Source organism: Arenibaculum sp., assembly GCF_035998295.1.
Taxonomy (GTDB): domain Bacteria; phylum Pseudomonadota; class Alphaproteobacteria; order Azospirillales; family Azospirillaceae; genus DASYHS01.
Map to the genome: position 1 here is coordinate 1 of NZ_DASYHS010000239.1, position 12,357 is coordinate 12,357.

The window sequence follows — 12,357 nt, forward strand, 5'->3', positions numbered from 1 at the left end:
TCGGGGACGGCCGCCACATGGGGCGAGAGGTCGGCATGGCGGAAACGCAGCTCCATCCGGCCGCCGGCCCGCATCTCCATCGGCCCCGTGGCAAGCCACTTCCCGCGCTTCTCCGAGTCCGTCAGATAGGCCCAGACCCGCTCGACCGGTCCGGGCAGCAGACGTTCGAACCGGATCGTGCCCGGCTCCGTCACGGTGCCGTAGTCGCTCATCGCGCTCTCCCATATTGAACCATATGGTTAAGCATAGGCGCGCCGAAGCGAATGGTCAACCATATGGTTCAGTAAGCTAGGCGATCTCCTCGGCCTGCGCGGCCAGGCGCTCGTCGCGGCGGCGCTGGCGCTCCCGGCGGGCGTTCAGGACGCCGGCCAGAATGATGCCGGCGGTCACGACCAGCACGATCAGCGTCGCGAGCGCGTTGATCTCCGGCGTCACGCCGAGCCGCACGCTCGAGAAGATCACCATCGGCAGCGTGGACGAGCCGGGGCCCGACACGAAGCTGGCGATCACGAGGTCGTCGAGCGACAGCGTGAAGGCGAGCAGCCACCCCGCGAGGATCGCGGGCGCGATGATCGGCAGCGTGATGACCAGGAAGACCTTCGCCGGCCGCGCGCCGAGATCCATCGCCGCCTCCTCGATGCTTTCGTCCAGGCTGGCCATGCGCGACTGCACGATCACGGCGACGAAGGCCATGGTGAAGGTGATGTGGGCGATCGTGATCGTCGTCATGCCGCGGCCGGCGGGCCATCCGACGAGTTGTTCCAGCGTCACGAACAGCAGCAGCAGCGACAGGCCGGTGATCACTTCCGGCATCACCAGCGGGGCGGTGATCAGGCCGCCGAACAGGGTGCGGCCCCGGAACCGGCCGAAGCGCGCGAGCGCCATGCCGGCCAGCGTGCCGAGCACGACCGAGACCGTCGCGGTGACCGCGGCGATGCGCAGCGACAGCCACGCCGCCGACAGGAGCTGCTGGTTTTCCAGCAGCGAGGCGTACCAGCGGACCGACCAGCCGCCCCAGATCGTGACCAGGCGCGAATCGTTGAAGGAATAGAGGATCAGCAGCGCGATCGGCACGTACAGGAACGCGTAGCCGAAGGCGAGCACGGACATGGCGAAGCCGGGTCCGCGCCTCACGACCGTTCCGCCTCCTGGCGGCGGCCCTGGAAGAGCTGGAACAGCATGATGGGGACCACGAGCAGCAGCAGCAACGCGATCGCGACTGCCGAGGCGACGGGCCAGTCGCGGTTGGCGAAGAACTCGTTCCACAGCACCGAGCCGATCATCAGCGTCCCGGGCCCGCCGAGCAGCGCCGGGATCACGAACTCGCCGACCGCCGGGATGAAGACGAGCATGGAGCCCGCGACGATGCCGGGCGCGGAGAGCGGCAGCGTCACCCGCAGGAAGGTCGTCAGCGGCCGTGCGCCCAGGTCGGCCGCCGCTTCCAGCAGCGTGCCGTCGAGCTTCTCCAGCGTCGCGTAGAGCGGCAGGATCATGAAGGGCAGGTAGCTGTAGACGATGCCGACATAGACGGCGGTCTCGGTGTAGAGGATCTGCAGCGGCTGGTCGATGACGCCGAGCCAGAGCAGGGCGGAGTTCAGGAAGCCTTCCTGGCGCAGGATGCCGATCCAGGCGTAGACGCGGATCAGGAACGACGTCCAGAACGGCAGGATGATCAGCATCAGCAGCGGCCCGCGCCACCTGGGATCGGCGCGCGCGATCGCGTAGGCCATCGGGTAGCCCAGCAGAAGGCACAGCAGCGTCGAGATGGCCGCGATGCGGATCGAGCTCAGATAGGCGACCGCGTAGAGCGGGTCCTCGGCCAGGAACAGGTAGTTGCCGATGTTGAGCCGGATCGTGAGATAGGTCTCCTGCGCCCATTCCAGCAGAGGCGTGTAGGGCGGCAGCGCCAGGGCGATGTCGGCGAAGCTGATCTTGAGGACGATCGCGAAGGGGACCAGGAAGAACAGCAGCAGCCACAGATAGGGCACCGCGACCACCAGGCTGCGGCCGCGCAGGCCGGTGCGCCGGAACAGCCCCGAGATGGTGCCGAAGGCGCCGCGCGTCACCCGGACCGGGCCCGCCTCGACCGGGACCGCCTCGATTGGGCCCGCCTCGACCGGAACCGCCGCGGTCGGATGGCCGCCGGGGGGACGGACGACCGGCGTCATCGGGTCAGCACCACGCCGGCCGACGGCCGCCAGTGGACCCACACCTCGTCGTCCCAGGTGATGGGCATCTCGGTCATGCGGCCGACATTCGGCATCGTGACCCGGACCCGCGTCCCGGAGGCCAGTTCGACCAGGTAGGTCGACATGTTGCCGAGATAGGCGATCTCGCGGACCACGCCGCGGGCGAGGTTGCGGCCGTCGCAGCCCGCCGGCTGCTGGTGGGAGAGGGCCATCTTCTCCGGCCGCACCGCGACCCAGACCTGGGTCCCGATCGGGACGGCGGCGCCATGGCCGACATGGAGGTCGCATCCCGCCTCGGGCGAGCTGACCACGACGTGGTCGGGCCCGTCCTCGACGACGCGCCCCTCGAACTGGGTGACCGAGCCGATGAAGCCGGCCACGTAGCGGCTGTTGGGGTACTCGTAGACCTCGCCCGGCGTGCCGACCTGCGCGATCGCGCCTTCCCGCATCACGGCGATGCGGCTCGACATCGTCATCGCCTCCTCCTGGTCGTGGGTGACGATCACGAAGGTGATGCCGAGCTGTTCCTGGATGTTCACCAGCTCGAACTGCGTCTGCTCGCGCAGCTTGCGGTCGAGCGCGCCGAGCGGCTCGTCGAGCAGCAGGAGCTTCGGCCGCTTGACCAGGCTGCGGGCCAGCGCCACGCGCTGGCGCTGGCCGCCCGAGAGCTGGTGGGGCTTGCGCCCCGCGAAGCGGCCGAGCTGGACCAGGTCCAGCATCTCGGCGACGCGCGAGCGGATCTGCTGCTTCGGCACCCGGTCCTGCTTCAGGCCGAACGCGACGTTCTGCTCCACGGTCATGTGGGGGAACAGGGCGTAGGACTGGAACATCATGTTGACCGGCCGCTCGTAGGGCGGAATGCCCGACATGTCGGCGCCGTCGATGAAGATGCGGCCGGAACTCGGCGTCTCGAAGCCCGCCAGCATGCGCAGCAGGGTCGTCTTGCCGCTGCCGGACCCGCCGAGCAGCGAGAAGAACTCCCCGCGATAGATGTCGAGGCTGACGTCGTCGACGGCGGTGAAGTCGCCGAACGCCTTCGTGACCCGTTCGATGCGGAGATACGGCGCCTCGGCGGGGTCCCGCCAGGGGTCCGGTTTCGACTTGCGGGAAGGATGGGCGGTCATTGCCCCTCGGGCTGGACGCGGGTCGTTCGGAAGCGGAACGCCCCGGCCGCGAGTGGGCCGGGGCGCATCGGACCGGTCGGGACCGGAGGCGTCACTGCCCGGTCTTCACCCGGGTCCAGGAACGGGTGCGAAGGCGGTCGGCCTGCGGCGACACCGCCTGGACCGTGAACATCCGCTCGCGCGCCGCCGCGGGAGGGAACACGGCCGGGTTGGAGCTGACCGCCTCGTCGATCATTTCCAGCGAGGCCGGCACCGCATTGCCGTAGTTCACGTAGTCGGTGATCCCGGCCATCACCTTCGGGTCGAGGACGAAGTTGATGAAGGCGTGGGCCGCGTCGGCGTTGGGCGCGCCGGCCGGGACGGTCAGCATGTCGAACCAGAGCTGCACGCCTTCCTTCGGCGTCACGTACTCGACCGAGACGTTGCTGCCGACCTCCTCGGCGCGGGCCTGCGCCTGGATCACGTCGCCCGAATAGGCCAGCGCCACGCAGCTGTCCCCGGCCGCCAGGTCGTTGATGGTCTGGCCGGTGACGAAGTTCTTCACGTGGGGCCTGATCGCCATCAGCGTCTCCTCGACCCGCTGCAGGTCCTCCGGCTTCTCGGAGTTCGGGTCGAGACCCAGGTAGTTGAGCACGGTCGGGATCGTGTCGGTCGCCGAATCGAGGATCGTGATCCCGCAGGGCGCCAGCTTCTCGGCCCATTTCGGGTCGAAGATCAGGTCGAAGCTGTCGAGCGGCGCGTCCGGCGCCAGCTCGCGGATTTTGTCGGGGTTGATGCCGAGGCCGATCGTGCCCCAGGCGTAGATGGCGCCGTACTCGTTGCCGGGGTCGGTCCGCTCGGCGACTTGGCGCATCAGGGTCTCGTCGAGGTTCTTCCAGTTCGGGATCTTGCTCTTGTCGAGCTTCTGCAGCGCGCCGGCCTGGATCAGCTTGGACATGGTCGGCTCGGCCGTCGGCACGGTGACGTCGTAGCCGGAATTGCCGACCATCAGCTTCTGCTCGAGGATCTCGAGGTTGTCGTAGACGTCGTAGTTCGTCGCGACGCCAGTGGCCGCGGTGAAGTCCTGCAGCGTCGTCTCGCCGATGTAGTCGTTCCAGTTGTAGATGTTGACCTGGCCCTGCGCGGCGGCGATGCCGGGCGCGAGCAGCGCGGCCGCCGCGACGGCGCCGGCCAGGGTGGCTGCGAGCTTCTTGTCCATCTTGTCCTCGACCTGTTCGTTCGGGCGGCTTCCGGTCGGCGACATTGCAGCGCCCGGGGGCCCGATTGTCAATGTTCGAGCCAAATTCCGGCCGGATCGGGGCGATTAAATCTCCTCTGGACGCGCAACCGCGCCATGCTACGATAGGGGTAGTGGGTCTACATCCGCGCAGAATGCACTCGAGCTGGAGGAGCCGGCGTGTCGATCTCGATGCCCTCATATTTCATGTTCAACCTCTCCAAGATGGATGACCTGTACAGGCAGACCATCTGGGACAGCATGAGCGAGGACGAGCAGAAGAGCTCGGCCGCGGACTGGAAGGCGCTGAACGACGAGAGCGGCTCGGCCTACGGCAAAGGGGCGACGACGATCCCTTCGGCGCCGCCCGAATCGAAGTACGACACCGACCCCCAGCAGCTCGGCGCGACGCGGAACACCACCTACTCGGCGGCCCCGACGGCGGCGACGCTGACCGGCTTCAACAAGCTGCTGGACTCCGGTACGGTCTCCGGGCTGGTGTTCGTCGACGTCGTCAACGCCAACACGAACGCCGCGAAGTCCCAGCTCGCCTCGGACGCCTACGGCATCACGTCCTCGCGCTACGGCGGCAGCCAGGGCGTGCTCGGCGTCGACCTGAACGACAACGGCGCCATCGACGACGCGAGCGAGCTGTTCGGCAACGAGGCCGGCGGCAGCGCCGGCTATCTCGACTTCACCATCGACGCCTCGAAGCTGTCCGCCGGGGACTCCATCGCCTTCTCGGTCGCGCGCGCGCTCGGCGGCGCCGAGCAGACCTACGCGGTGACGACCGAGACGACGGTCCAGGAGATCGCGGACGGCATCAACCAGGCGGTGTCCGACGGCACCCTGTAGGGCATCAGCGCAGCGTCGTCGACGGCCGGCTGCGCCTGGGCGCGACGGATCCGGCGACGGGGCTCGCCGACGTCTACGGCACCGTGACCGGGTCGCTGACGGACAAGACCGGCGACGTCACGACGCCGGCCGCGATCACGGCCGGCAACGGCCTCGACACCCCCGGCCACGCCGACTACGCGCTCGGCGCCGCGACGCCGAGCGCCGGGGACGAGATCCGCTTCGCGGTCGACGGCGGCACGGAGCAGGTCTTCACCCTGACCGGCGCGCAGGACGTCGACGCGCTGGTCGAGGCCATCAACCAGGCCGTCACCGACGGCACGCTGAGCGGCGTCACCGCCTCCAACGAGGGCGGCGCGCTGCGCCTGACGGCGTCGGACCCGGCGGGCAGCGTCACCGCCGGCTCGCTGGTCGACCGGACCGCCGACGCCGAGACCGCCGGGGCCGCCTTCCTGTCCGACAGCATGCAGCGCCTTTCCGACTACGTCTCGGTCGCGGCGGACGGCAGCGTGACTTGGACCTCGGAGAAGAAGGCGATGCTGCTGTCCTCCTCCGGCGCTTCCTCCTATGCGAATCTGAGCCTGAGCGGGCTGATCAACGGCCAGCAGGCGACGGTCGACACCACGCTCAGCCTGACGCAGAACCAGGGTGCGCGGATCAACGTCGCGGTCTGACGCCCGGCTTTCCCGGCAGCCTGGACCACGTCATCCGCGGCGGCGCCTCATGGCGGCGCCGGTTCCGTCCGGCCGGCGCGGAGATCCTTCCACACGAACCCACCGGCTCGGCGACGCAAGACGTCGCCACAATTCTTGGTAATAAAGCGGCAAATACAGCTCGGAATAAGACTGAAGTTTTCCGGCTAGATTTCGAATCCTCTATTGACAGAAAGCTTATCGGAAACACACCATGTAAGAGTTGCAAAGGTAATTCCATGGTGTGCGGAAAATGGAAGTCATTCCGAGAAGTGCAAGTCGTGGCCGTGCGGCGCTGGTCGAACTCGGCTATCCGGCGGGAGACGACGTTCCATTGCGTGCGTCGGGCCGCACATTTTCCGGCGGCGGCCATTTCGGCGTCGAAATCCCGGCGATCAACACCTTCCGGCAGCTGAAGGCCACGATCGCCGCCTTGCAGGACCAGGGCGTCTACTGCACGCGCTTCGACGAGACGCACGGATCCTTCCTGCTGTCGAACGCCGAGATCGGCGACATGCTGGCGATCTGCCGCGAGAACGGCTACGGCCTGGTGGTCGGGCTCGGGCCGCGTCCGGAGTATGACGTCAAGGCCACGTTCTACCGCACGCCGTTCGGCCTGGAGATGGGCCGCCAGATCAACAACAACGACGCCTTCGCCCATTGCATAGACGAGGCGTTCCGCCTGTGCGACCTCGGCTGCCGCGGCATCACCGTCTATGACGTGGGAGTGCTCAAGGTGCTGGGCGAACTGCGCGCCGGCGGCAAGCTGCCGCGCGACCTGGTGCTGAAGACCTCGTCGCACTGCATGGCGACCAACCCGGCGATCGCGAAGATCTTCGCCGATTGCGGCGCCGACGCCATCACGACCGCGCACGACCTGGGGCTGCCGGTGCTGCAGGCCATGCGGGCCGCCGCGCCGGAGGCGGCGCTCGACATCCCCACCGACGTCTACCTGTCCAAGGGCGGGTTCATCCGGTGGTTCGAGCTGTCCGAACTGGTCCAGATCGCAGCACCCATGTTCCTGAAGATGGGCGCCAGCGTGCAGAACCATCCCTACGACAGCGTCAAGCCCGAGGCCGCGGCCGAGCGCGTCAGTCGCGTCCGAGTCGGGCTGGAGTACTTCGTGGCGAACGCGCCGGAAGGGTTGAAGCCGATCCCGGCGACCGACCGCCTCGTCTGCCGCCCGGTTCTGCCCACGGCCGCCTGACCGGTGTGCAAGGCCGTGTCCATGTCGCCGGGTGACGTCGCGGGGTTCGACACCGAGATCCGCGACCGGACGTCCGCCCCGCTCGACGCCGAAACGCGGCACCGCATCGTCGACGACCTCATAGCCGGCATGCCGACCTATGGGGTCGCGGACTATTTCCGCACCAAGGCGAGCCTGCTCGATCCGCAGGACGTGACAGTGATCGCCCGGGAGCGGGCGGGCGGCGCGTGCGTCGGGCTGGCGGTCGGGGGCTGGATGGAATGCCGCTCGACGAGGTTCCTGCACGTCAAGACCATGCTGATCGGCGAGGCCTGGCACCGCGGCCCGGTGCTGCGCCTGATCTGGCGGGCGCTGTTCACGGGGCTGCTGCGCGACGGGGCGGCGTTTCCGCCGGCGATCGTGCTGAAGACCTACAATCCCAAGTCCTTCTCGGCCATGCGGGCCTTCGCCGGCGTTCCGGATACCGCGATATTCCCGGCGATCGGGGGGGAAACCTTTCCGGCGGCCCTGATGTCGGCGGTGCGCGATATCGCCGCCACGCTGTCGCCGGGCCGCGTGTTCGACGAGCGTACCGGCGTGATCAAGGGCGCCGCCGACGGGGTGACCGGGTTCTATCCCACGCTGCCCCTGTGCGGGAAGGCGCCGATCGACGGCCATTTCCAGGCCTACGTGACCCCCGACGACCGGCTGCTCGGCTGCCTGTTCGTGCGGTCGCCGCAGGCCGCCGAGCGCATACTCAGGGCCTTCTTCGTGCCGAGGACGCGCGTGAAGGACGATGTGACGCTCGCCTCGTCGTGAGCCGGGAGTGCCGCGGCGGTTCCCCGGAACCGCCGCGCGCCCGGCTCAATCGGCGGCGTCCTGATACACGGAGGCGAAGGGTTCGGGCTGTTTGGCGACGACCTGGTTGTGCAGTTCGACGAAGAACATCATGAACAGGTGGTAGACGCCGCGCAGATGGGCGATGATCCGTTCGACGTCGTCCTCCGTCTTGATGAACGTGCTCAAGACCTCCCAGACGAAGTTGATGTGGTTGTCCTCGCCGTCATGGGTCACATGCGCGAGCGACCCCTTCACGGCAGCCGACCCGACGGACCGCTCGACGTTGCTGAGCCACTTCTCCTGGGTGCGGGCGGAGGTGTACTCGATGAAGTAGCTGCTGCTGAGCGAGGCGAGCGGGACGCCCTCGTGCTCCAGGCCGTAGTAGAAATAGCCTTGCAGCAGCTTGGTGGCGAACAGCGGTTCGGTCTCGTAGACCTCCTGCCGCGTCATGCCGAGACGCTCCAGATCGGCCACGAAGAGGCCGTCATGCAGCATCTCGTCCTCGGTGTACTGGCACCATTTCTTGGCAAGCTTGGGGTTCGTCTTGGTGAAGTAGTGGATCGTCAGGCCGTCGATGACCCGCTTCATGCGGAGGCGGAGAATGATCTCCACCGTGAACCGCTTGTAGTAGTCGACATTGACGGTTTCGGCCGATCCGAGATGCTTGGCGTAGGGGATCTTGGTGTAGAACTGCTCGATCATGTCGTCGAGCATGGCGTCGACCCTGGCCCGCGCCGCGTCGGCCATGGGGTTGGGCGGCGTGGCGCCGGGCTCACTGGGGCAGATGCCGAACGGCAGTTGTTTTGAAAAGTTCCCCATCGGTCCGCTCCTTCGAGGCAGGATGCATACAGTCATACGATGACTTGGGCGACCATTCGAACACCGTCCATTACCGATACCAGAAACACTGCATTTGACAACCCTTGTCCGATGTCGAGGCGCAATCATCGCATTCTCAGAGATGAACTGCAGACGGGAGTGGGTTGATTCTTCCGGGCCGGCCGCGAAGGAGCGGTTTTATGCCGTTTTCGATCCTTTGCCGGGCCTGGACGGCGGCGTGCGTCACCAGGACCGATGCGCGAAGACGAGGCGGGCGAGGGTGCCGGGCCTGCCGCCCTCCGGGGAACGGTCCTCGAAGGAGACGTGCCCGCCGAGTTGGCGCGCGAGCGAGCGCACGAGCCGCAGCCCCAGGCCCCGGGCGCCGGCCTCGGCGCCCGGGGGCAGGCCCGGGCCGTTGTCGGAGACCTCGAGGCGCATCGGCAGCCCGGCCTGGGGCGATCCGGCCTCGAAGGACACGTCCACCGCAAGCTCCTCCTCGGTGCCGGCGTGCTTGACCGCGTTCAGCACCAGCTCGACCGCGATCAGCGACAGCGGGGTCACGGTCTCGGCCGGCAGGCGGACGCCGGCGGGGCACCGGACGCGCATGGAGGGCGACCGGCCGCCGCGGGTCGACACCGTACCCGCCAGATCGGCCATGATCGCGTGCAGATGCGCGCCGACGTCGATCGCGTCGTAGCGGTCCGAGCGGTACAGCGCCTCGTGGATGCGCCCGATCGTATGGACGCGCCGCATCGCGTCGAGCAGCGGCGCGCGCGCCGCGTCCGAGGGCTGCGCGTTCGCCTGGAGGTGGAGCAGCGAGGCGACCGAGGCGATGCTGTTCTTGATCCGGTGATGGGCCTCCTTCAGCAGCGCCTCGCGCTGGTCCGCCAGTTCGCGCAGCGCCTCCTCCGCCCGGCGCTGCTCGGTCACGTCGGTGTTGGTGCCGAACCAGCGGGCGATCCGGCCGCCGGTGTCGTACACGGGCCGCGCGCGGGACAGGAACCAGCGATACCCGCCGTCCCGGCCGCGCAGCGGGAAGGTGTCCTCCCAGGGAACCCCCGTCTCCCAGGAATACCGCAGGCGGGACAGGACCCTATCCAGGTGGTCGGGGTGGTGCACCTTGCGCCAGCCCTCGCCGCGCATCTCGTCGAGGGTGGTGCCGGTGTAGTCGAACCAGCGCTCGTTGTACCAGTAGATGGCACCGTCGGGGCGCGCCATCCAGGCGAGCTGCGGGATCGAGTTCGCGAGCAGCTCGAACTGGCGCTCGCTCTCGCGCAGCGCTTCCTGCTGGCGCCGGCGTTCGGTGACGTCGCGGATAGCGGCGAAGAACACCGGTTCCGCCTCGCCGCGCATCAGCTGGAGCTGGACCTCGACGTCGTAGGTCGACCCGTCCTTGCGCCGGTGCACGGCCTCGACGGCGACCCGCTCCTGCGTACCCGCGCGCAGCGGGGCCATCAGCGCCTCGAGGCGCTCGCGCGTGAAGGTCGGCGTCAGGTCGAGCGGGGTCAGCCCCTCCAGCTCGTCCATGGTGTAGCCGAGGTTCTGCCGCGCCCCGCGGTTCACCCGCACGAAGCGCAGCGTTTCGGCGTCGAAGACGTAGACCTCGCTCGCGGAATCCTCGACGATGCGGCCGAGGCGCTCGTTGAGCGTCCGCGTCCGGCGCTGTTCGGTGAGGTCGCCGATGATGCCGGTGAAGAACGTCCGGCCCTCGTGCTCGAACGAGCCCACGGACAGGTACATGGGAAAGGTCGAGCCGTCCTTGCGCCGGCCCGTCACCTCGCGGCCGATGCCGATGATGCGCCGCTCCTTCGTGGCGTGGTAGCGGGCGAGATAGCCGTCGTGCCCGGAGCGGTAGGGCTCGGGCATCAGCACCCGCACGTTCTGCCCGACCAGCTCGTCCCGGGCATGGCCGAACAGCCGCTCGACCGCGGAGTTGACGGTGGCGATGCCCCCCTGCGCGTCCATCGTGACGATGCCGTCGACCGCGGTCTCGACGACGGCCTTCAGGCGCTCCTCGCTCGCGCGCAGGGCCTGCTCGGCCTCCTTGCGGTCGTCGACGTCGAAGTCCGTGCCGACGATCCGGGCGACCTTGCCGCCGGCGTCGCGGAAGGCGCGGGCGCGGGTCCGCTTCCAGCGATGGGTGCCGTCGGGGCGCCGCGCGCGCCACTCGACGTCGAACCCCTCGCCCCGTTCCAGGGCGGCACGCACCAGCGCGTCGAACTGCGGCCGGTCGTCGGGATGCAGGAGGTCGCGCAGTTCCTCGAAGCTGGGAGGACCCAGCGCCGGATCGCGGCCGAAGAGGCGGAACACCTCGTCGGACCAGGCGATCCGCCCCGTCGCGACGTCGAATTCCCAGCGGCCGAGCTCGGCGATCTCCTGCGCCTCGCGGAGCTGTTCCTCCCAGCGCCGGCGCTCGGTCACGTCGGCGATCATGCCGTAGAGGCGGACCGGCCTGCCGTCCGCCCCCCATTCGACCAGACCCCGCGTCGCCAGCCAGCGGATCTCGCCGCAGGGCCACACCGTGCGGTATTCGCTGCGGTACGGCGCCCCGGCGAGCGCACGCGAGACGCCGTCGGCGATGCGCCCGCGGTCGTCGGGGTGCAGGAGCGCCAGCCATTCCTCGAAGGTCGGCACCCGCCCGTCGGCGGGCAGGCCGAACAGCGGCCACCAGGTCTCGGAAAGCTCGGCGGTGTCGTCGACGAGGTTCCAGTCGAAGCTGGCGATGCCTCCGGCCTCCATCAGGAGGCGCAGGCGGCTCTCGGTTTCCTTGCGTGCGGTGACGTCGGTGCAGGCACCCGTCATGCAGAGGGGGCGGCCCGCCTCGTCGTGGACCATGCGGCCGCGGTCGGCCAGCCAGCGGACCTGCCCGTCCGGGCCGATGATCCGGTACTCCAGGTCGAGGTCGGCGCCGGTCTCGGCGCAGCGCCGAAGCGCCGCTTCCAGACGGTCGCGGTCGTCGGGATGCAGGCGGGCGAGGTAGTCGCGCGCGCTGGCGATCGGCGCCCCGCCCACGAGGTGCCGGATGCTCTCGTCCTGCTCGACCGTGTCGTCGCGCAGGTTCCAGAGATAGATGCCGGTCCGCGACGCCTCGAGGCCGGCGAGCATGCGCGCCTCGCGGCCATGCGGCTCGGCCGGCCGGCGGCCGGTCGCACCCTCCGCCCTGCACAGCAGCCGGGCGACCTCGCCGCCGCCGCCGCGCAGCGGCACCAGCTCGAAGCGCGCGGCCGCGGCGTCCGTCTGCGTCTCCCAGCACACGCGCTCGCCGCCGGCCGCGCGGGCGACCGCGTCGCGCAGCCCCGCCCGGGCGGCCGGGGGCAGCGGCCAGGGACAGCACTCCCACAGGAACCCGCCGAGGGGGCCGGCCTCGGCCTCGACCACCGTGCCGTCGCACGACAGCACGCCGGCGAAAGCCGGTCCGGGTACGTCCAACGAAGCC

11 protein-coding genes are annotated in these 12,357 nt (G+C 69.1%); 4 read left to right on the forward strand and 7 right to left on the reverse strand.

Going from position 1 to position 12,357, the window contains the following annotated elements; translation table 11 throughout:
• The 5 genes from VGO20_RS22755 to VGO20_RS22775 all read right to left on the reverse strand — a co-directional run.
• The coding region (locus tag VGO20_RS22755) for an SRPBCC domain-containing protein (protein ID WP_327504678.1) at positions 1 to 212 on the reverse strand (212 nt) is incomplete at its 3' end.
• A gap of 76 nt (positions 213 to 288) precedes the next feature.
• Positions 289 to 1,110, reverse strand: coding sequence for an ABC transporter permease subunit (locus VGO20_RS22760; RefSeq protein ID WP_327504688.1), 822 nt, complete (start codon positions 1,108 to 1,110; stop codon positions 289 to 291).
• 20 nt (positions 1,111 to 1,130) lie between these two features.
• Positions 1,131 to 2,168: an ABC transporter permease subunit gene (locus VGO20_RS22765; RefSeq protein ID WP_327504679.1), complete on the reverse strand. Its 1,038-nt coding sequence runs from the start codon at positions 2,166 to 2,168 to the stop codon at positions 1,131 to 1,133.
• Positions 2,165 to 3,313: an ABC transporter ATP-binding protein gene (locus VGO20_RS22770; RefSeq protein ID WP_327504680.1), complete on the reverse strand. Its 1,149-nt coding sequence runs from the start codon at positions 3,311 to 3,313 to the stop codon at positions 2,165 to 2,167. Before VGO20_RS22770 ends, VGO20_RS22765 begins: the two co-directional genes overlap by 4 nt.
• A 91-nt stretch (positions 3,314 to 3,404) precedes the next feature.
• A complete protein-coding gene (locus VGO20_RS22775) occupies positions 3,405 to 4,511 on the reverse strand; it encodes a polyamine ABC transporter substrate-binding protein (protein WP_327504681.1) in 1,107 nt (368 codons plus the stop codon).
• 198 nt (positions 4,512 to 4,709) lie between these two features.
• Here VGO20_RS22775 and VGO20_RS22780 point away from each other — a divergent pair, with 198 nt between their 5' ends.
• The 4 genes from VGO20_RS22780 to VGO20_RS22795 all read left to right on the forward strand — a co-directional run bounded on the left by VGO20_RS22780 (position 4,710) and on the right by VGO20_RS22795 (position 8,081).
• Entirely contained in the window at positions 4,710 to 5,384 is a 675-nt protein-coding gene (locus VGO20_RS22780) for a hypothetical protein (protein ID WP_327504682.1), read from the forward strand.
• A gap of 83 nt (positions 5,385 to 5,467) precedes the next feature.
• Positions 5,468 to 6,058 carry a hypothetical protein gene (locus VGO20_RS22785; protein WP_327504683.1) on the forward strand — a complete coding sequence of 197 codons (591 nt, stop codon included), beginning with the start codon at positions 5,468 to 5,470 and terminating at the stop codon, positions 6,056 to 6,058.
• Positions 6,059 to 6,329: 271 nt separating this feature from the next.
• Positions 6,330 to 7,283: a hypothetical protein gene (locus VGO20_RS22790; protein ID WP_327504684.1), complete on the forward strand. Its 954-nt coding sequence runs from the start codon at positions 6,330 to 6,332 to the stop codon at positions 7,281 to 7,283.
• Positions 7,284 to 7,304: 21 nt separating this feature from the next.
• Positions 7,305 to 8,081 carry a hypothetical protein gene (locus VGO20_RS22795; RefSeq protein WP_327504685.1) on the forward strand — a complete coding sequence of 259 codons (777 nt, stop codon included), beginning with the start codon at positions 7,305 to 7,307 and terminating at the stop codon, positions 8,079 to 8,081.
• A 45-nt stretch (positions 8,082 to 8,126) separates the two neighbouring features.
• On the opposite strand, the gene VGO20_RS22800 is transcribed toward VGO20_RS22795, so the two are convergent.
• Together VGO20_RS22800 and VGO20_RS22805 are read right to left on the reverse strand one after the other, a co-directional pair.
• Positions 8,127 to 8,921 carry a hypothetical protein gene (locus tag VGO20_RS22800; RefSeq protein ID WP_327504686.1) on the reverse strand — a complete coding sequence of 265 codons (795 nt, stop codon included), beginning with the start codon at positions 8,919 to 8,921 and terminating at the stop codon, positions 8,127 to 8,129.
• A 243-nt stretch (positions 8,922 to 9,164) separates the two neighbouring features.
• Positions 9,165 to 12,357: PAS domain S-box protein (locus tag VGO20_RS22805; RefSeq protein WP_327504687.1), on the reverse strand; the 3,193-nt coding region annotated here is incomplete at its 5' end.

What these genes read in the sequence shown, in the direction of transcription:
- VGO20_RS22770 (WP_327504680.1), bottom strand. Translation starts at nt 3,313, where the DNA reads ATGACCGCCCATCCTTCCCGCAAGTCGAAACCGGACCCCTGGCGGGAC.
- VGO20_RS22790 (WP_327504684.1), top strand. Translation starts at nt 6,330, where the DNA reads ATGGAAGTCATTCCGAGAAGTGCAAGTCGTGGCCGTGCGGCGCTGGTC.
- VGO20_RS22760 (WP_327504688.1), bottom strand. Translation starts at nt 1,110, where the DNA reads ATGTCCGTGCTCGCCTTCGGCTACGCGTTCCTGTACGTGCCGATCGCG.
- VGO20_RS22800 (WP_327504686.1), bottom strand. Translation starts at nt 8,921, where the DNA reads ATGGGGAACTTTTCAAAACAACTGCCGTTCGGCATCTGCCCCAGTGAG.
- VGO20_RS22775 (WP_327504681.1), bottom strand. Translation starts at nt 4,511, where the DNA reads ATGGACAAGAAGCTCGCAGCCACCCTGGCCGGCGCCGTCGCGGCGGCC.
- VGO20_RS22765 (WP_327504679.1), bottom strand. Translation starts at nt 2,168, where the DNA reads ATGACGCCGGTCGTCCGTCCCCCCGGCGGCCATCCGACCGCGGCGGTT.
- VGO20_RS22795 (WP_327504685.1), top strand. Translation starts at nt 7,305, where the DNA reads ATGTCGCCGGGTGACGTCGCGGGGTTCGACACCGAGATCCGCGACCGG.